This is a genomic window from Xanthomonas sp. LMG 12459 (assembly GCF_009192905.1).
Lineage (GTDB): Bacteria > Pseudomonadota > Gammaproteobacteria > Xanthomonadales > Xanthomonadaceae > Xanthomonas_A > Xanthomonas_A sontii.
Window position 1 is genome coordinate 1 of sequence record NZ_NSGT01000062.1, and the last position, 19491, is coordinate 19491.

16 protein-coding genes and 1 pseudogene are annotated in these 19491 nt (G+C 70.0%); 11 read left to right on the top strand and 6 right to left on the bottom strand.

Annotated features, from left to right (window positions below; genetic code table 11):
* The 3 genes and pseudogenes from CEK65_RS14060 to fabR form a co-directional block, all read right to left on the bottom strand.
* Positions 1 to 117 (bottom strand): annotated as a pseudogene (locus tag CEK65_RS14060) (IS110 family transposase); the annotation flags it as partial.
* Between the two features lie 489 nt (positions 118 to 606).
* On the bottom strand, positions 607 to 1473 hold the full coding sequence (locus tag CEK65_RS14065; protein ID WP_152182127.1) for an SDR family oxidoreductase: 867 nt from the start codon (positions 1471 to 1473) through the stop codon (positions 607 to 609).
* A 146-nt stretch (positions 1474 to 1619) separates the two neighbouring features.
* A complete protein-coding gene (gene fabR, locus CEK65_RS14070) occupies positions 1620 to 2264 on the bottom strand; it encodes an HTH-type transcriptional repressor FabR (protein WP_017912841.1) in 645 nt (214 codons plus the stop codon).
* Between the two features lie 93 nt (positions 2265 to 2357).
* Between fabR and CEK65_RS14075 the strand changes: the two genes are divergently transcribed.
* The 3 genes from CEK65_RS14075 to CEK65_RS14085 all read left to right on the top strand — a co-directional run bounded on the left by CEK65_RS14075 (position 2358) and on the right by CEK65_RS14085 (position 5167).
* On the top strand, positions 2358 to 3434 hold the full coding sequence (locus CEK65_RS14075) for a ferredoxin reductase (protein ID WP_152182128.1): 1077 nt from the start codon (positions 2358 to 2360) through the stop codon (positions 3432 to 3434).
* An 11-nt stretch (positions 3435 to 3445) separates the two neighbouring features.
* Positions 3446 to 4570, top strand: coding sequence for an acyl-CoA desaturase (locus tag CEK65_RS14080; protein WP_152182129.1), 1125 nt, complete (start codon positions 3446 to 3448; stop codon positions 4568 to 4570).
* Between the two features lie 165 nt (positions 4571 to 4735).
* Positions 4736 to 5167, top strand: coding sequence for a low affinity iron permease family protein (locus CEK65_RS14085; RefSeq protein ID WP_017910123.1), 432 nt, complete (start codon positions 4736 to 4738; stop codon positions 5165 to 5167).
* A 77-nt stretch (positions 5168 to 5244) separates the two neighbouring features.
* Here the strand turns inward: CEK65_RS14085 and CEK65_RS14090 are convergent, their stop codons facing one another.
* Entirely contained in the window at positions 5245 to 5472 is a 228-nt protein-coding gene (locus CEK65_RS14090; protein WP_017910124.1) for a hypothetical protein, read from the bottom strand.
* Positions 5473 to 5744: 272 nt separating this feature from the next.
* Between CEK65_RS14090 and CEK65_RS14095 the strand changes: the two genes are divergently transcribed.
* The 7 genes from CEK65_RS14095 to CEK65_RS14130 all read left to right on the top strand — a co-directional run bounded on the left by CEK65_RS14095 (position 5745) and on the right by CEK65_RS14130 (position 13891).
* Positions 5745 to 5984 carry a hypothetical protein gene (locus tag CEK65_RS14095; protein WP_017915689.1) on the top strand — a complete coding sequence of 80 codons (240 nt, stop codon included), beginning with the start codon at positions 5745 to 5747 and terminating at the stop codon, positions 5982 to 5984.
* 128 nt (positions 5985 to 6112) lie between these two features.
* Positions 6113 to 7822, top strand: coding sequence for a ubiquinone-dependent pyruvate dehydrogenase (gene poxB / locus CEK65_RS14100; protein WP_026144588.1), 1710 nt, complete (start codon positions 6113 to 6115; stop codon positions 7820 to 7822).
* 75 nt (positions 7823 to 7897) lie between these two features.
* Positions 7898 to 9334, top strand: a complete 1437-nt coding sequence (locus CEK65_RS14105; RefSeq protein ID WP_152182130.1) for a HAMP domain-containing sensor histidine kinase — start codon at positions 7898 to 7900, stop codon at positions 9332 to 9334.
* On the top strand, positions 9319 to 10656 hold the full coding sequence (locus CEK65_RS14110) for a sigma-54 dependent transcriptional regulator (RefSeq protein WP_152182131.1): 1338 nt from the start codon (positions 9319 to 9321) through the stop codon (positions 10654 to 10656). Before CEK65_RS14105 ends, CEK65_RS14110 begins: the two co-directional genes overlap by 16 nt.
* A gap of 274 nt (positions 10657 to 10930) precedes the next feature.
* Positions 10931 to 11722, top strand: coding sequence for a hypothetical protein (locus CEK65_RS21020; protein WP_153750613.1), 792 nt, complete (start codon positions 10931 to 10933; stop codon positions 11720 to 11722).
* A 97-nt stretch (positions 11723 to 11819) separates the two neighbouring features.
* Entirely contained in the window at positions 11820 to 12491 is a 672-nt protein-coding gene (locus CEK65_RS14125; RefSeq protein WP_148827659.1) for a hypothetical protein, read from the top strand.
* A gap of 146 nt (positions 12492 to 12637) precedes the next feature.
* Positions 12638 to 13891: an MFS transporter gene (locus tag CEK65_RS14130; protein WP_152182133.1), complete on the top strand. Its 1254-nt coding sequence runs from the start codon at positions 12638 to 12640 to the stop codon at positions 13889 to 13891.
* Positions 13892 to 13894: 3 nt separating this feature from the next.
* On the opposite strand, the gene CEK65_RS14135 is transcribed toward CEK65_RS14130, so the two are convergent.
* Positions 13895 to 14878, bottom strand: coding sequence for an NAD(P)-dependent oxidoreductase (locus tag CEK65_RS14135; RefSeq protein WP_152182134.1), 984 nt, complete (start codon positions 14876 to 14878; stop codon positions 13895 to 13897).
* Between the two features lie 264 nt (positions 14879 to 15142).
* Here CEK65_RS14135 and CEK65_RS14140 point away from each other — a divergent pair, with 264 nt between their 5' ends.
* Complete coding sequence (locus CEK65_RS14140; protein WP_226980580.1) at positions 15143 to 17125, top strand: PEP/pyruvate-binding domain-containing protein; 1983 nt, start codon at positions 15143 to 15145, stop codon at positions 17123 to 17125.
* 194 nt (positions 17126 to 17319) lie between these two features.
* On the opposite strand, the gene glgX is transcribed toward CEK65_RS14140, so the two are convergent.
* Positions 17320 to 19485 carry a glycogen debranching protein GlgX gene (glgX, locus tag CEK65_RS14145; protein WP_017915232.1) on the bottom strand — a complete coding sequence of 722 codons (2166 nt, stop codon included), beginning with the start codon at positions 19483 to 19485 and terminating at the stop codon, positions 17320 to 17322.
* Positions 19486 to 19491 lie beyond the last annotated feature (6 nt).

Here is a 19491-nt window from a genome sequence, read left to right on the forward strand (position 1 = left end):
CTGGAAGCCCTTGGCATCGTTGGACAACTTGGCCTTGGTACGGTGCTTGCCATTGGTCAGCTCGATGGCCACATCGAAACTGCGTTTGGCGACGTCGATGCCGATGACGGCAGACATAGGCGATTCCTCCATCGTGTCAGGGTCATGATCGGCGCTGGGCCCGGTCCTGCCTTGTCGATGCGAGTTCACGCCCGCGGGCGGACTCTGGATACCGTTCGGACACACAAGGGCCAGCATGTGGAGGGCGGAGCCGATCTACGATGCAAGCTCGAAGCTTTAGGAGCGACTGGACCTCCCGCACCTCCTCCGATGATCAGTCGGAAGACATGACGCCTGTTTAGGGGCGACATGTCCAGATACAAGGAGCGGCTTTAGCCGCGACAGGTATTCCCATGAAGGCCTGTCGCGGCTGAAGCCGCTCCTGAAGAGGGGAGTACGCTGGATCTGTGGCCTGCTAACGAGACAGCAGCAGGCGATGCGTGTGCTTGCGTGAGCATCACAGCGACAACATCAGGAGAAAGCCTCTCGCGGCCAGAGCCGCACCTACAGCGCCGCAAGCCCGCAGCGCTTTTCCCATTCCCGATTCCCCCCTTACGATTCCCGGCCTTACAGCGTCACCGCGCCACCCGAGATGGTCAGCAACGTGCCCGACGTATAGCTCGAGGTATCCGCAGCCAACAGCACATAGGCCGAGGCCAGTTCCGCCGGCTGGCCAGGACGGCCGAACGGCGTCTGCTCGCCGAAGGTGCGCACCGATTCCTCATCCATGCCGGTGGGAATGAACGGAGTCCAGATCGGGCCCGGCAGCACCGCGTTGACGCGGATCTTCTTCTCGGCGAGCAGGCCGGCCAGGCCGATGGTCAGGTTGGCCAGCGCGCCCTTGGTGGCCGAGTACGGCAGGATGTTGGGCGTGGGCTTCTTCGAGTTCACCGAGGCGGTGTTGATGATCGACCCGCCCTCGGGCATGTGCGGCAGCGCCAGCCGCACCAGATGGAACGGCGCATGCACGTTGGTGGCGAAGGTCTTTTCCCACTCGTCGAGGGTGATCTCGTCGAAGCTATGGAAATAGCGCTGGTAGGCCGCGTTGTTGACCAGCACGTCGAGGCCGCCGAAGGCGTCGGCCACGGTCTTGATCAACGTCTCGGCCTGCGCGCGGTCGCTGATGTCGCAGGGATGCAGCAGCACGCGCACGCCGGCATCCTCCACCAGCTTGGCAATGCGTTCGGCGTCGTCCTGCTCATCGGGCAGATAGGCGATGGCGACGTCGGCGCCCTCGCGCGCATAGGCGATCGCCACCGCGGCGCCGATGCCGCTGTCGCCGCCGGTGATCAGCGTGCGCTTGCCCTGCAGCAGGCCGTGGCCGACATAGCTGTCTTCGCCATGATCCGGTTTCGGATCCATGGCCTGGGTCTTGCCGGGAAAGGATTGCTGCTGCGCCTTGAACGGCGGCGACGGATAGTTTGGAACGGCCATGTGCATGCCTTGTTGGGGGAGTGTCCAACGAGGGTGGGCAGGCGCAGGTAAAGCCGGGGCCAAGGCCATGTCGGCGGCATGTCACGATGCGGGCAAGCGCCCGTGCCGGTCACTGTCTGCGGGAGCGACGCCGCGGCGCCGCGAACTCAGCCGGCGGCGAGCGTGCGCGCGCCGACGATGATCATGCGCAGCATCGCGGTGATCTGCCGGATCAGTTCCGGATCCTTCTCCGGCGGCAGGTCCATCGCGGTGGCGCCCATCGCGAACACCAGCCGGGTGATCGCCTTGGAGACCAGCGCTGGTTCGTGCAGCGGCGCGCCTTCCAGCGCGGCCAGGCGGATCAGGTCCACCCGCAGTTCGTCCTCGAAATAGTTCAGCTCGCGGTCCACCGCATGCTTGAACGCGTCCGAGCCGACCGTGCCCTCGCGTAACAGGACGTGCAGCAGCTTGTCGTCGGCGCGCAACTGTTCCATGAAAGTCTCCACGGAACTGAGGATGATGCTGCGGCGATTGCCGGCGGCACGCTGCCGCGCCTGGCCGATGATGGTGCGCAGCGAGCTGCCGGCCAGGTCGATCAGCGCCACCGCCAGCTCGTCCATGTCGCGGAACTGGCGGTAGAAGCTGTTGGGGGCGATGCCGGCCTCGCGGGTCACCTCGCGCAGGCTCAGCGTGGACACGCTGCGGTGCGGCCCGATCAGCTTCAGCGCCGCGGCCAGCAGGTCCTCGCGCGAGATCGCGCCCTTGCGGGCGTTCGGCGTGTCCGCGGACGGGGGAGGGGAGAGCGTCGTCATGGGCAGACCGGGCCAGGCAATGGGGGATGATAACGCCATTGCTGAATGCACAACTGTATAGACATCTGTATCTTCATCTGTATAGTGGACCCCATGAATGCTGCCCGACGTCCCGCCAAGCTCCGCCCCGCCGCCCGCGCCCTGCGCGCCTGGGTCAAGCCGGACGTGTTCGATTTCTGGTCCACCCGCCTGCATCCGCTGTGGACCTGGCAGCGCCCGCGCGCCCGGCTGGTGCAGCGCGAGGCCGCCAGCAGCGACGCGGTGACCCTGGTGCTGCAGCCCAACCGCCACTGGCGCGGCCTGCGTGCCGGCCAGCACGTGGAGCTGGGCGTGGAAATCGACGGCCGCCGGTTGCTGCGCAGCTACAGTCCCACGCCGTTGCCGGGCGGGCGCCTGGCGATCACGGTCAAGACCGTCGACGGCGGCCGGGTCAGCCAGTACCTGGCCGGCGCGGCGCGCATCGGCGAGGTGTTCGAACTCGGCCAGGCCTATGGCGAGATGGTGCTGCCGACCGCGCCGCACGGCCGCTGGCTGCTGCTGGCCGCCGGCAGCGGCATCACCCCGATGCGTGCGCTGCTGCGGCAACTGGCCGATGCCGGCATGCCGGCCGACGTCGACCTGCTGTACTGGGCGCGGCGCCACGACCAGGTCTGCTTCCGCGACGAACTGCAGGCGCTGGCCGCGACGCATCCGCGTTTCCGCCTGCACCTGGCCATCACCGGCGAGGGCGAAACGCCGGCGCCGCGCGTGGACACGCTGCCGCTGGATACCCTGGGCGACCTGGGGCAGGCGCAGGTGCTGGCCTGCGGCCCGGGCGGCTTCGTGCAGGCGGCGCGCGCGCGCCTGCAGCACCGCGTGGCCCGCTTCCAGGCCGAAGCGTTCAGCCCGCCACCGGCCCCGGCCGATGTCGAACAGGGCACCGTGGCGGTGACCCTGGCGCGCAGCGGCCGCGTGCTGCAGCTGCCGCGCGGCCAGTCGCTGCTCACCGCGCTGGAAGCCGAAGGCCTGCGGCCCAAGCACGGCTGCCGCATGGGCATCTGCAACAGCTGCGCCTGCGGCAAGCAGGCCGGCATCACCCGTGATCTGCTCAGCGGCGCCCACGCCGCCGAACCCGGTTCGCTGAAGCTGTGCGTCAACAGCGCCAGCAGCGACCTGACCCTGGACCTCTGAAGGACTTCCCCATGGCGGCTCCCCGCAACCGCGCACTCACCCCGGCCGAACTGCAGACCTTCGGCGACGAACTGGATGCGCTGCGCATGCGCACCCTGGCCGACCTGGGCGCGCGCGACGCGCGCTACATCCGCCGCATCGTCGCCGCGGTGCGCTACACCGGCGTGGCCGGCCGTGGGTTGCTGTTCCTCGGTGCCTTCGTGCACAGCGTGCTGGTGCCGGCGTGGATCGCCGGCGTGCTGCTGCTGACCCTGTCCAAGATCCTGGAGAACATGGAGCTGGGCCACAACGTGATGCATGGCCAGTACGACTGGATGGGCGATGCGCACCTGAACGGCAACACCTACGAGTGGGACATCGTCGCCACCGGCGACAACTGGCGCAAGACGCACAACTTCAAGCACCACACCTACACCAACGTGCGCGGCATGGACGACGACATCGGCTATGGCCTGCTGCGCATCTTTCCCGAGCAGCGCTGGCGCCCGTTCTACCTGGCGCAGCCGTTCATCGCGGTGGTGTTCGCGCTGCTGTTCGAATGGGGCGTGGCGATTCAGGACCTGCGCCTGGGCCGCTGGCTGGCCGGCAAGATGAAGCGCGGCGAATTGAAGCGGACCTTCCTGCCGGTCGGGCGCAAGATGGGCCGGCAGATCTTCAAGGACTACATCCTGTTTCCGGCGCTGGCTGGCCCGTTCTTCCTGCCGGTGCTGCTGGGCAACCTGGTTGCCAACGTGCTGCGCAGCATCTGGACCTTCGTGATCATCTTCTGCGGCCACTTCACCGCCGATGCCGAGACCTTCCCCAAGGAGTCGATCAAGAACGAGTCGCGCGGCCATTGGTACCTGCGGCAACTGCGTGGTTCGTCCAACCTGGCCGGCGGCAAGCTGCTGAACGTGCTGTCGGGCAACCTCAGCCACCAGATCGAGCACCATTTCTTCCCGGACGTGCCGGCCAACCGCTATGCGGCGCTGGCGGTGCAGGTGCGCGAGATCTGCGCGCGCTACGGCCAGCACTACAACACCGGCTCGCTGCCCAGGCAGTTCGGCCAGGTGGTGTGGCGGATCCTGCGCCACGCCTTCCCGAGCCGGCCGCGCCCGGTGCGGGCGCTGCAGCCGGCGACGCAGCAGGCCGGCTGAGCCTCGCGCACAGGTCAAGCAAAAGGCGGGGGCGACCCCGCCTTTTTCATTGGCCCGGCGCTGGCGCGATATGCACGCCTCGCTCACGGGAGGCTGTCGATCATCCTTAGCCGCCTGCAGACGCCGGCGGCGGTGCAGGCGTCTTCCGTCGAGCGAGGGCCTGCGATGAAACCTGCCAAGCTGTTCAACGTCGTCGCCAAGAAGGCGTCGTATGCCGCCGGCACGCCCTGGACCTTCTGCATCGCGCTATGCATCGTGCTGGTGTGGGGCCTCAGCGGCCCGGTGTTCGGCTTCAACGACACCTGGCAACTGGTCATCAACACCGGCACCACCATCATCACTTTCCTGATGGTGTTCCTGATCCAGCACACCCAGAACGCCGACACCGCGGCGATGCAGATCAAGCTCGACGAGCTGATCCGGGTCAGCGCCAAGGCCAACAACGAGCTGCTGGATCTGGAAGAGCTGGACGAGAAGCGGCTGGAAGAGATCCGCAAGCAATACGAGGAACTGGCGCGCAAGGCCAGCGAGGAACTGCGTGCGCGCAATGCGCGCCACGGCGATGGCCGCGAAACCCACGATCGCCCCAAAGGTTGAGCTGACGCCCACACCCCTGCAACGCGCAGCAGCGTGTCGGCGGCGAGCGCGCGACACGCCGCTGCGCGTTGCAGGGATCAGGCCGGCACGGCGCCGTCAGGATCGTCTGTGGTCGCAGTCGTCGAGGCGCGCTCGGCGCCCTGCAGGGTGTCGCCATGCGGCGGCGTGGCCCGGCCGTCATCCAGTTCGGCTGGTGGCATGGACGAGGCCGCGTCGGCCATGGTGGTGTGGGTGTTGCGGCGATAGGCGCGGATGGCGGCGTAAGCCGTGCCGGCCAGCGCAAGTTTCCAGAGTAGACCGGACATCGCAGGGCTCCAATGCGGAAGGAACGGCCAGCGTCGGCCAGCGCGGGTGGCGCAGGCGTGCAGGTCGCGTGCGTGCGGCGTGGTGGTGCGGATTCGCAGCGCAGTGCTTGCTGGCGTGCTCTTCATGGCGCCTTGCGGGTTGGCTAACACCTGCCGGCCTAGCGTGACGCGTTTCCAGGCTTCTGCAGGAGATCGTCTTGGCGCAGCGCACTTCACCTCCCACCGGCACGCACGATGTCCGCCAGGCTGCCTACCGCGGCACGCAAGGCGATATGTCGTCCGACAGCGGCGTGCCGTCGCAGCCCATGCCGTCGCCGCACGCACGGACACCGCAGGACCACGGCGATGACCGCAGCGGGCGCAGCCAGCCCAACCTCGGCCAGGCCGGCACCTACGGCGCCACCGGCGAGCATGCCGGCGGCGCACACGGCAAGGCCGCCACGCCCGGCCGCTATCACGAGGACGATGGCGATGCGGCGCACGATGCTGCCGCTGCACGCGGCGAAGACTAGCCGCACCGTGCGCTGAACATGGGGGCGGCAGGTACGGGCGTGCATCTGCTGCGCCACGCGTCGGTAACGCGCACGATGCGACCATGCCGCTCCCCACCCGGAGATCAGCACGTATGTCCAAGCAGACCATGGCTCGCCTGCTCGCCGAAACCCTGCACAGCGCGGGCGTGGAGCGGATCTGGGGCGTGACCGGCGACAGCCTCAACGGCTTGACCGACGCGCTGCGGCAGATGGACAGCATCGAGTGGATGCACGTGCGCCACGAGGAAGTGGCCGCCTTCGCCGCCGGCGCCGAAGCCGCGGTCAGCGGCAAGCTGGCGGTGTGCGCCGGCAGTTGCGGGCCGGGCAACCTGCATCTGATCAACGGCCTGTTCGATTGCCACCGCAGCCACCAGCCGGTGTTGGCGATCGCCGCGCACATTCCGTCCTCGGAGATCGGCCTGAGCTATTTCCAGGAAACCCACCCGCAGGAACTGTTTCGCGAGTGCAGCCACTATGTCGAACTGGTGACCAACCCAGCGCAGATGCCGGAAGTGCTGCAGCGGGCGATGCGCACGGCGATCCTGCGCCGCGGCGTGGCGGTGGTGGTGATTCCCGGCGACGTCGCCCTGCAGGAAATGCCCAAGGGCACGCCGACGACGTGGCCGGCGCTGGCCACCCCGCGCATCCTGCCGGCCGACGCCGACGTGGCGAAGCTGGCCGATCTGCTGCAGGCGAGCAAGGCCACCACCTTGCTGTGCGGCAGCGGCTGTGCCGGCGCGCACGACGAGGTGGTGGCGCTGGCCGACGCGCTCGGCGCGCCGATCGTGCATGCGCTGCGCGGCAAGGAACATGTGGAATGGGACAACCCGTTCGACGTCGGCATGACCGGCCTGATCGGCTTCAGTTCCGGCTACCAGGCCATGCTCAACTGCGACACGCTGCTGATGCTCGGCACCGATTTCCCGTACCGGCAGTTCTATCCCAAGGACGCCACCATCGTGCAGGTCGACAACGACCCGGCCGCGCTGGGGCGGCGCACGCCGCTGCAACTGGGCATCGCCGCCGACGTGCGCGAGACCATCGCCGCGCTGCTGCCGCGCCTGCAGCGTCGCGAGGACCGCGGCTTCCTGGAGAAGTCGCTGGCTCACTACCGCAAGGCGCGCGAGGGCCTGGACGACCTGGCCGTGGCCTCGGCCCCTGGCGAGCCGTTGCATCCGCAGTTCGTCACGCGCATGGTCGATGCGCTGGCCGACGCCGATGCGATCTTCACCTGCGACGTCGGCACGCCGACGGTGTGGGCGGCGCGCTATCTGACCATGAACGGCCAGCGCCGCCTGCTCGGCTCGTTCAACCACGGCTCGATGGCCAATGCGATGCCGCAGGCGTTGGGCGCGCAGGCGCAGTTCCCGCGCCGGCAGGTGATCTCGCTGTCCGGCGATGGCGGTTTCACCATGTTGATGGGCGACTTCATCACCCTGGCCCAGCTCGGCCTGCCGGTGAAGGTGGTGGTCTACAACAACGGCTCGCTGGGCTTCGTGGCGATGGAAATGAAGTCGGCCGGCTATCTGGACACCGGCACCGACCTGAGCAATCCGGACTTCGCCGCGATGAGCAACGCCATGGGCATCCTGGGCCTGCGCGTGGACGAATCGGCGCAACTGGAGCCGGCCCTGCGCGAGGCGTTCGCGCATCCCGGCCCGGCGCTGGTGGACGTGCGCGTGGCCAGCCAGGAACTGGCGATCCCGCCGGCGGTCAAGCTGGAACAGGCCAAGGGCATGGGCCTGTACCTGCTGCGCGCGGTGATGAGCGGACGCGGCGACGAGGTGCTGGAACTGGTCAAGACCAACCTGCGCTGAGTCGCCGCAGGCACCGCGGCGCGGTTACGATCGCCGCGGTTCGTTCCGCCTCTTCCGTTGCGCCCAAGGACGTCCATGCCCCGTTCGCTGCTGCGGCAACTGCTGCTGATCTGGATCGTCATCGTCGCCGCCTGCGTGGGCATGGCGGTGGTGCTGGTCGGGCTGTACCGGCACAGCGAGGGCGTGCGCAGCGAACGCGCGCAGACCGGGTTGCGGGAAGTGTGCACGCGCATGGTGCAGCGCTACAACGGCGCCAGCGCCGCCGCCCACGGCAGCGACGGCACCGGCCTGGCGGCGGTGGTGTCGCAGCTGGTGCTGGCCGATGCCGCCGGCGTGGAAGGCGGCTTCTGGGACCGCCAGCGCGGCTTCGTCGCCTATGCCTATCCGACGTACGACGGCAGCGAGCACAAGACCGACGTGCCCTCGGCCGAGCGCAACGTCATCGTGTCCACCGCCCAGCGCGGGGTAGAGGCGCAGCACCCGGTGGACTATCGCCGCGACGGGCAGCGCGAGAGCCTGCTGATCGCGGCCTGCCCGCTGGACCGCAATGCTGCGGCCTGGGCCATGACCCGGGTCGCCTCCAGCGACGCCGCCGCCAGTCTGCCGCTGGCGCTGGGGATGGCGCTGATCCTGGCGCTGGTGGTGGTGTCGGCGCTGGCGCTGGGCTGGGTGGTGCGGCGCTGGAGCCAGCGCCTGCAGGGCATCCAGCAGGCCCTGGCGACGCCGGCCGAGGTGCCGCAGATCCCCAAGACCGGCGCGCCGGAGCTGGATCGGCTCGGCGCCGCGGTCACCGACTACGCGCAGCGCAACGCGCAGGCCCTGGCCGAGACCCGCCGGCTCGGCGAGGAACTGTCGCGGCACGAACGCCTGGCCGCGCTGGGGCGCATGACCGCGACCGTGGCGCACGAAATCCGCAACCCGATCGCGACCCTGCGCCTGGCGCTGGAAAACCAGATCGCCGCGCACGCGGACGGCGCCGACGATGCCCAGGCGCAACTGATGCTGGCGCAGATCCAGCGCCTGGACGGGGTGGTGGAAAGCCTGCTCGGCATGGTCCAGCCGATCCGCCTGCACCGGCAGACGGTGGCGCTGCAACCGTGGCTGCAGGCGCTGCTGGACCCGGCCGACTGGGACGGGCAGACGCCGCCGATCGCGCTGCGCCTGCAAGCGACGCCAGAGCAGTGGATGCTGGATCCGCAGCAGGCTGCGCGCGCCCTGCACAACCTGCTGCGCAATGCGCTGCAGCACGCCGCGCCCGGCACTGAGGTGATCCTGGCGGCGCAGGCCGAGAACGACTTGCTGCACCTGCGCGTGCGCAACCAGGGCGAGCCGGTGCCGGCGCCGGTGGCCGCGCATCTGTTCGAACCGTTCGCCAGCGGCCGCAGCGACGGCAACGGCCTGGGCCTGGCGCTGGTGCGCGAGATCGCCCGCGCCCATGGCGGCGAGGCACACTACGCGCACCGCGACGGCATCACCGAGTTCAGTCTGGAGCTGCCATGGCGCGCATCCTGATCATCGACGACGACCTGGCCTTCCTCAGCACCCTGCAAGCCACCTTGCGCTCGTTCGGCCACGACGTCGTGGCCGTGGCCGATCCGCGCGAGGGCCTGGCGCGCCTGGGCGAGGGTGGGCTCGACCTGGCCTTCGTCGATTTCCGCATGCCCGGCATGGACGGCATCGCACTGATGCGCGCGCGCCAGGACGACGCACAGGCCATGCGCGTGCCGCTGGTGATGCTCACCGCGCATGCGTCCAGCGGCAACACCATCGAGGCGATGAAGCTCGGCGCCTTCGATCACCTGGTCAAGCCGGTGGGCCGCGCCGATATCGCCGAGGTAGTCGAGCGCGCCCTGCGCAGCCGCGGCGACGCCATGCCGGAGGCCGAGCCGGTCATGCCCGCCGAGGAAGACGACGCGCTGCTCGGCCACAGCGCGGCGATGCGCACCGTGCACAAGCGCATCGGCCTGGCCGCCGCGTCCGACCTGCCGGTGCTGATCACCGGCGAAACCGGCACTGGCAAGGAACTGGCGGCGCGCGCGCTGCACCGTGCCAGCGCGCGTGCCGCGCAGCCGTTCGTGGCGATCAATTGCGCGGCGATTCCCGCCGAGCTGATGGAGAGCGAGCTGTTCGGCTACCGCAAGGGCGCGTTCTCCGGCGCGGTGAGCGACCGCAACGGCCTGATCCGCGACGCCGATGGCGGCACCCTGTTTCTCGACGAGATCGGCGACATGCCCTTGCCGATGCAGGCCAAGCTGCTGCGTTTCCTGCAGGAAGGCGAGGTCTCGCCGCTGGGCGGGCGCGGCGCACAGAAGGTGGACGTGCGGGTGATCGCCGCCACCCACCGCGACCTGCTGCAGGCGGTGGACGCCGGGCGTTTCCGCAGCGACCTGCGCTACCGGCTCAACGTGGTGCCGATCGAACTGCCGCCGCTGCGCGAGCGCGGCGACGACATCCTGCTGCTCGCCCAGCACTTCCTCGCCGCCGGCGCCAGCACCCCGCAGACGCTGTCGACGGCAGCGCAGGCGCGCCTGCGCGCCTATCCCTGGCCTGGCAACGTGCGCGAGTTGCGCAACGCCATGCAGCGCTGCCAGGTGCTGGTGCGTGCGCCGGTGGTCGAGGCGCACGACCTGGACGAACTGCTGGCCCAGCCCGCCGAGACGCCCACGGCGCTCGACACCGACGCGCTGACCCTGCCGCAGGCGATCGCGCAACTGGAACGGCAGATGATCCAGGCGGCGCTGACCCAGGCCCACGGCAACCGCGCCGAGGCCGCGCGCCGGCTCGGCATCCATCGCCAGCTCCTGTACCGCAAGCTCGACGAGTATGGGTTGTAGGCGGCGCGCTGGCGCGCGCCGCCGGGATTAGGGATTGGGGATTCGTGAAAGCGCCTGACATCAGGCCGCGGCACCCGCTTTTACCAATCCCCAATCCCCAATCCCCTTCCATCCAAACCTGTCCGCAAAGCGGACAGATGTGGATGGAATGGAGACGCTGCCAAAGCTAGATTGGCACTCGATTAATTTAAAAATCAATGGCTTAAAAGTTGGCACGGCCTCTGCTTTATCTCTCCTGCGAGCGGCGCCCCCTTGCCGCTCAGGAGGAACTCCCATGATCCGTCGTAGCGCACTCGCTCTGTCCCTGGTGCTGGCCACCGCCGCCGCTGCCGCCACCGCGCAGGTGCCGGCGCCGCCCGCACCTCCCGCCCCGCCGGCGCCCGGCAGCGTCCCGGCACCGCCGCCGCCGCCTGCGGCCCCCGTCGCTGCCACGCCGGTGCGCGTGGACGGCACTGTCGAGCGTTTCATGCTCAACCCCAACGGCGACGTCGATGGCCTGTGGCTGATGGACGGCACGCAGGTGAGCTTCCCGCCGCACCTGTCGGCCGATCTGCAGGCCGCCGTACGTCGTGGCGATGCGATCTCGGTGCAGGGCTATCGCCTGGGCAGCCTGCCGCTGCTGCAGGCCAACACCATCACCGCGCGCCGCAGTGGCAAGCAGGTGGTCGACCGCCCGCCGAACCCGATGACGCCGCCGCCGGCGCCCCCGGCACCGCCGGCCCTGACCCCGCTGCAGGCCGATGGCCGCATCGAGCGGCTGGTCTATGGCCCGCGCGGCGACACCGCTGGCGTGCTGCTCAGCGACGGCACCGTGGTGCGCATGCCGCCGCACGCCGCCGTGCAGTACAGCGAGTTGCTGCGGCCCGGCGCGCGCCTGAGCGTCAACGGCTTCGGCGTGCTGACCCAGGTGGGTCGCTCGGTGGAAGCCACTCAGGTCGGCCGCGACCGCAACTCGCTGCAGGCGGTGTTCGCGCCGCCGGCCCCGCCTGCGCCGCCGGCGGCTCCGCCGCCGCCGGGCGCGCCGGGTGCGCCTGCCGCCCCGCCGCCGCCGCCGGCCCCGCGTTGATCCGGGCGCTGCTGCATCGCGCCTGACCCCTGCGCCCGCCATTCGCGGCGGGCGCTGCCGGCCCCCGCCGGCATCCCTTGTTCGTCTGGAGAATGCAATGCATTGGGTCGATCCCGATTCCCTGCCGGAAACCCGCGGCACGCTCGCGCGCTTCCTGCTCAACCCCAAGGCCGACGTCGACGGTCTGCTGTTCGACGACGGCACCGAAGTGCACACCCCGCCGCACCTGTCGGCGCAACTGCTGAAGGCGCTGCGTCCGGGCGCCGGCCTCGGCGTGCGCGGACTCAAGCCGCGCGGCGCCGATGTGCTGGTGGCGTTGGCGGTGGACCCGGATGGGGCCGCGCGCATCGTCGATGAAGGTCCGCATGCCGGTCCTCACACACCCAAGCCCAAGCCGCCGGCCAAGCACAAGCCTGCGCAGGACGCGGTGCGTCACGCCGGCACCATCGCACGGCTGCTGCACGGCCCGCACGGGCAGGTGCATGGCGCGCTGCTGGAGGACGGGCTGATCGTGCGTTTCCCGCCGCACGCGGTGCCGGAATCGGCGCGCTGGCTCGCCGCCGGCAAGCCGCTGACGGCGCAGGGCGAATTGCTGGAGTCCGCGCATGGCCAGGTGCTGCATGCGCAGGCGTTGGGCGCCAGCGACGCGACGCTGCAGCCGTTGAAGCCGAAGCCGCCCAAGCCTCATCACAAGCCGTTGCACGCGCATGCGGATGATGCTGCGCCGAAGGACGGGCCCAAGCCGAAACCGAAGCCCAAGCCCCACTGAGTTCCGAGTCGTCGCGGCGGTGTGCCCCTGGCCACCGCCGCGCCTGTGTTTCCCGCGCTCATCCAGGACACCGTCATGCCGCCCGTCGCGCCTGCGCAGCACCACGCACTCCTGTCCTTGTCGCCGCGCTCGTCGGCGGTGCGCGCATGAGCGGCGCTGGCAAGCGCCCGCGCGGCACGCGCGCGCTGGAAGCGCTCAACTTCACCATGGCCGACGTGCAGGACGGGCTCGGCCCGTTCCTGAGCGTGTTCCTGCAATCCAAGGGCTGGTCGCTCGGCGCGATCGGCTCGGTAATGACCGCCGGCGGCATTGTCGGCATGCTCGCCACCACGCCAGGCGGCGCGCTGGTCGATGCGACCAAGCGCAAGCGCAGCATCGTGGTGGTCGGCTGCAGCATGATCCTGCTGGCCTCGGCGCTGCTGTGGTGGTCGCCGACGCTGCCCGGCGTCATCGCCGCGCAGGTGATGACCGCGCTCGCCGCCGCCGCGCTGGGACCGGCCCTCTCCGGCATCACCCTGGGCCTGGTGCGCCAGGCCGGCTTCGATCACCAGATCGCGCGCAACCAGGTCGGCAGCCACGCCGGCAACGTGGTGGCCGCGGCGCTGGCGGGCTTGCTCGGCTGGAAATTCGGTTTCGGCGCGGTGTTCGTGCTGACCGGTTGCTTCGGCGTGCTGGCGATCGTCTCGGTGTTGATGATTCCGCGCGACGCCATCGATCACCGTGCGGCGCGCGGCATGGCCGAGGCCGAGGACGACCACGGTACGCACGTCAGCGGCTGGTCGGTGCTGCTGACCTGCAAGCCCTTGCTGGTCTTGGCCGCGGCGCTGGCGCTGTTCCACCTTGGCAATGCGGCGATGCTGCCGCTGTACGGCATGGCCGTGGTGGCCGCGCACCAGGGCGACCCCAACGCGCTGACCGCCACCACCATCATCGTCGCCCAGTCCACGATGGTGCTCGCCTCGCTGCTGGCGATGCGGCTGATCCGCGTGCGCGGGCACTGGTGGGTGCTGCTGCTGACCTTCCTGGCGCTGCCGCTGCGCGGACTGATCGCCGCCAGCGTCATCCACACCTGGGGCGTGTTCCCGGTGCAGATCCTCGACGGCGTCGGCGCCGGCCTGCAGAGCGTGGCGGTGCCGGCGCTGGTGGCGCACCTGCTGCAGGGCACCGGCCGGGTCAACGTGGGGCAGGGCGCGGTGATGACGATGCAGGGCGTCGGCGCGGCGCTGAGCCCGGCACTGGGCGGCTGGATCGCACAGGGGTTCGGCTATCGCGCCGCATTCCTGCTGCTGGGCGGCATCTCGCTGCTGTCGCTGGCGTTGTGGGTGGGCATGCGCAAGCACCTGGTGACGGCGAAGCGCGAGCGTTCGGACGCGGAACCGGTGCCGCCGCTGCCGACGTAGGCGTCAGTCCGGCGTCACCCCGGGCACCACCTCGCAGGCGATCCCGGCGGCGGCCAAGTGCGCCGCCAGCGCCACGTGCGGTGCCTGCCGGAACGCATCGCCCGGCAGCAGGCTGACCACGCGCTGCCCGGCCTGCGCCTGTTCGATCAGCAGCGCCAGGTGCGCTGCCGGATCGTCCGGCAGCGGCTGGCGGCTGGCATCGCGACGCGCCAGGCTCAGCACCGCCGCGCTGACCTGCGCACCGACCAGCAGCAGGTCGGCCTGGTTGAGCGCGCGCAGCGCCTTCAGCGTCAGTGCGCCGGGGTCGCCATTGCCGGTGCCGACCAGCCACACGCTGCCCTGCCGCGGCACCGCGTCGCTGCGCTGCAGGCTTTCGGCGAAGGCCTGTTCGGCGGCATCGCGCTGGCCGCTCTGCAGCAGGGTCTGCACCGGTCCCTCCAGTACCTGTTCGAACCAGCGGCGGCGCTGCGGCAGGTCCGGCAGGCGCGCGCGGATGGCGGCGCGGTGGCGCGCGAACAGTTGCGCCAGTTCGGCGTAGGAATGGTCCAGTTCGGTTTCCCAGCGCTCGCGCAGGCGCCGCGCCAGCATCGGTGCCGCACCGCTGGAGGAGATCGCGATCAACAGCGGGTCGCGATCGATGATCGCCGGCACCTGGAACGTCGACAGCGCGGCGTCGTCGACCACGTTGACCCACTTGCGCCGCGCCCCGGCCTGTTCGGCCAGTTGCCGGTTGAACGCGTCGTCGTCGGTGGCCGCCACCACCAGCCAGGCCTCGTCCAGCCACTGCGGGTCGAAGGCGCCGTCGGCGCGCTGCAGGCGGCCCTGCGCCAGCCACTGCGCCACGGTGGGGTTGAGCGCGTGCGCGTACACCAGCACGTCGGCGCCGGCGTGCAGCAGCGCCTCGATCTTGCGCATCGCCACCTCGCCGCCGCCGACGACCAGCACGCGGCGTCCGGCCAGGTCGGCGAACAGGGGATACAGCGGCATGCGGACTCCTGGCTGGGGCGAGGTGCGTCAGGTCGCGGGCAGGCATGTGGCGGGACCGCACGCGGCTGCGCAGCGTTCTGTCGGTCAACGATACCGAAAGGACGGACTGATGGAGCTGTCCGCAACGGATGTCATTCTCCCCCGTCATCCCAACGGCCCGCGGCGGCGGCAAACGCCGAACCATGCCCGGCAGCGCCTGGCCGCGCAGCCAACGCGCAGGCGCTGGCGTATGATCCGCGCTCGTCGCCCTCCCGAACCGGCATCATGGATCGAGCCCGTCCGTCCCTTTCGTGGCCACGCGTGTCGGCGTGGTGTGTCCTTTTCGCGCTGCTGTGGCAGGTGGCGCCCACGCTGGCGCAGACCGCGCGCAAGCCGTCGGCCTACGAGCAACGCCCTGGCAGCAATGCCACCGTGCAGCCGGCGACGGGACCGGATTCCCTGCCGCGCCTGGACAGCCGTGCGCAGTTCCTGCAGCTCGCGCGGGTCTACAACGCCGGCACCGCGCTGGAGCTGCCGCATCTGCTGTTCGTGATCGACCGGCAGCAGGGTGGACGCGTCTACTACCTCAACACCCCGCGCTTCGCGCTGCACGAGCAATTCGTGCGCCAGCGCCTGGCGCCGGGCATGGGCAAGGCGGTGCTGAAGGCGCAGTACCGCGATCCGCAGCGCCGCTTCCTGTTCGGCACCCTGAGCTGGCAGCAGGATCTGCCGGGCTACACCTACGAGTTCTGGGAGGGCGACGTCCTTACCGCGCCCTTGTTGCAGCAGACCGATGCCGCCCTGCGCGCGTCGTTCTTCGACACGCTGCGGTTCAAGACCAACTCCACGCTGCACGAACAGGTGGCCAAGTCCGCCGGGTTGGCCTTCGTGACACAGGAAGCGCTGCTGCGCGAGCAGCGCTTCCTGCCGTTGAACACCGGCCATGCCGAGGGACGGCTGCGCATCGTGCGTTCGGAGGCGCAGTTCCGTGCCCTGTCGCCGCGCGATATCCCGGTGCTGGACGAGGTGCCGATCGCGTTGGCACCGGTCGCCGGCCTGGTCACGCAGCGCCCGTCCACGCTGTTGTCGCACGTCAACCTGCTGGCCAAGGGCTGGGGCATTCCCAACGTGTACGTGCGCGATGCGCAGGCGGCGTTGCGCCAGTACGACGGGCGCTGGGTGCAACTGGACGTCACCCACAACGACTACCGGGTGACAGCGCTGGCGGGTCCGCCGACGGCCGCACCCGCTGCCGCTCCCCGCACCGCGGCCCGCGCGCTGCCGCGTCCGGACCTGAGCGTGGTCGCGCTCCAGCCGCTGGCGGCGCTGCGCGCACGCGACAGCCGCGCCTGCGGGACCAAGGCCGCCAATCTCGGCACGCTGAAAGCGGTGCTGCCACCGGCCGCGCGCGTGCCGGACGGCTTCTGCATTCCGTTCGCGTTCTACCAGGCGACGCTGCAGCGCCTGCAGGTCGACCAGCGCCTGCGCGATCTGCAGCGACGCCCCGGCTTCGCCACCGATGCGGAGGTGCGTCGCGCCGCGCTGGCGACCCTGCGTGCCGAGATCGCCGACGCCGCGCCCGATCCCGCCTTCGTGCGCGCGCTGGAGACGCATTGGCAGGGGCAACTGCACGGCGCCGGCGTGTTCGTGCGCAGCTCGTCCAACTCCGAGGATCTGCCCGGCTTCAGCGGCGCCGGCCTGTACACCACCGTGCCCAACGTCACCAGTGCCGACGCCTTGGCCAAGGCGGTGCAGACGGTGTGGGCGTCGGTGTACAACTTCGAGGCCTACGAAGCGCGCGCCGCCGCCGGCCTGCCACAGGACGCGGTGGCCATGGCGGTGCTGGTGCAGCTGGCCGCGCCGTCTGACAGCTCCGGGGTGATGATCACCCGCGATCCCTTCGATGCCGCGCGCCGCCACGTCACCTACATTTCGGCCAAGCGCGGCCTGGGCATCCGCGTGGTCGAGGGCAAGCGCCAGGCCGAACAGGTGATGTATTCGAGCTGGTCCAAGGCGGTGCAGGTGCTGAGCCGCTCGGCCGAGGACACCCAGCTCGTGGCCAACGCCGCCGGCGGCGTCCGCGAGGTGCCGATCGTCGGCACCCGCCAGGTACTGACCGATGCCCTCATCGCGCGACTGGCCAAGGTCGGCGCGATGACCAAGCAGGCGCTGGGCGGCGCCGACCAGGACATCGAGTGGGCGGTGGTCGGCGACGAGGTGGTGATCCTGCAAGCGCGGCCGTATGTGGAGCGGGGTGGGCGCCAGTGAGCCCCCTCAGTGGCTGCCGGAGGCGTTATCGGTGCGGCCGCTTGCGGTGGGCAGCTGCGCGGCACGGCGGTATCTGAGTTCCATCGATCTCTGGTCGCGGCTGAAACCGCTCCTACGGATGACAGCTCGCAACGTCCGCCTTCTGTAGGAGCGGACCCGCAGCGCCCGGCAGATCGCCGGGCGCTTCCATCGGCTCACGCCGTCGGCGCATCCGCATTGCGGTGATGCGCGGCCGTGGACTTGCTGTCGCGCTCGGCGGCCAGCAGGGTCAGCGAGCGGCCGATGCCGTGCCATTGCGAACCGCCGGGCAGGCCGTGTTCGCCGTTGCGTTCGGCGGTGTCGATCAGCACGCGCCAGTGTTCGCCTTCGACCAGCGGCAGGGTGAACGGGACGTCCTCGACCGCGCCGTTGACGATCATCAGCAGGGTCACGTTGGACGCGGCCTGGCGCAGGCCGCTGGATGGGGCGCGGCCGTCCAGGCGCATCATCAGCGCGCGGGCGTGCGGGTCGTGCCAGGAGGCTTCGGTCATCTCCTCGCCGTCCGGGGCCAGCCAGGTCACGTCCTTGATGCCCAGTTCCTCGTCGTAGACGCCGTCGAAGAAGCGTGCGCGGTGCAGTAGCGGGTAGTGCGCGCGCAGGTGGGTCAGGCGCGAGACGAACGCGCTGAGCTGATGCGCGCGCGGGCCGGCTTCCCAGTTCAGCCAGGTCAGTTCGTTGTCCTGGCAGTAGGTGTTGTTGTTGCCGCCCTTGCTGCGGCCGAACTCGTCGCCGGCCAGCAGCATCGGCGTGCCCTGCGACAGCAGCAGGGTGGCGAGCATGTTGCGCATCTGCCGCAGGCGCAGCGCGTTGATCTGCTCGTCGTCGGTCTCGCCTTCCACGCCGTAGTTGGCGGAGATGTTGTTGTCCGAGCCGTCGCGGTTGTGCTCGCCGTTGGCCTCGTTGTGCTTGTGCGCGTAGCTGACCAGGTCGTGCAGGGTGAAGCCGTCGTGGGCGGTGACGAAGTTGACCGAGGCGGTGGGGCGGCGGCCACGGTGGTGGAACAGGTCGGCCGAGCCGGTCAGGCGCGTGGCCAGTTCGGCCAGCTGGCCTTCGTCGCCGCGCCAGAACGCGCGCACGTTGTCGCGGAACTTGTCGTTCCACTCCGACCAGCCCGGCGGGAAGCCGCCGACCTGGTAGCCGCCAGGGCCGACGTCCCACGGCTCGGCGATCAGCTTGACCTGGCTCAGCAGCGGGTCCTGGCGGCAGGCGTCGAGGAAGCCGCCCTTGGGGTCGAAGCCGTGGTGCTCGCGGCCGAGGATGGTGGCCAGGTCGAAGCGGAACCCGTCCACGTGCATCTCCGACACCCAGTAGCGCAGCGAGTCGTTGACCATGCGCAGCGCGCCGGCATTGGTCAGGTCGAAGGTGTTCCCGGTGCCGGTGTCGTTGATGTAGAAGCGGCGGTCCTCGGCCAGGCGGTAGTAGCTGGCGTTGTCGATGCCCTTGAACGACAGCGTCGGCCCCAGTTCGTTGCCTTCGGCGGTGTGGTTGTAGACCACGTCCAGGATCACTTCCAGCCCGGCGCTGTGCAGCCGGGCCACCATCTGCTTGAACTCGGACACCGTGCGCGTGGCCATGTAGCGCGGGTGCGGGGCGAAGAAGCCGATGGTGTTGTAGCCCCAGTAATTGCGCAGGCCCTGCTTGAGCAGGTATTCGTCGTCGACGAAGGCGTGCACCGGCAGCAGTTCCACCGCGGTCATGCCCAGGCGCTTGATGTGCTCGACCACCTCGTCCACCTTCAGCCCGGAGAAGGTGCCGCGCCAGGCCTCGGGAACCGAGGGGTGGCGCATGGTGGTGCCGCGCAGGTGGGTCTCGTAGATCACCGTGCTGTCCCACGGCGTCTGCGGGCGCTGGTCCTTGCCCCAGGTGAAGGCCGGATCGATCACCGCGCACTTGGGCATGTAGGCGGCGCTGTCGCGGCGGTCGAAGCTGAGGTCGGCATCCTTGTGGCCGATGGTGTAGCCGAACAGGGCCGGCGCCCATTTCAGTTCGCCGACCAGTTGCTTGGCGTAGGGGTCGAGCAGCAGCTTGTTGGGATTGAAGCGGTGCCCGGCGTCGGGCGCGTACGGACCGTACACGCGGTAGCCATAGAGCTGGCCGGGGCGCGCGTCGGGCAGGTAGCCGTGCCAGATCTCGTCGGTGTACTCGGGCAGGGCGATGCGTTCGATCTCGCGGCCGCGATCGTCGAACAGGCACAGCTCCACCTTGGTGGCGTGCGCCGAATACAGGGCGAAGTTCACCCCCAGGCCGTCCCAGGTGGCGCCCAGCGGATACGGCAGGCCCTCGCGGATACGCGAACGGCGGGTGAGCTTGCGCACGGGCATGAAGGA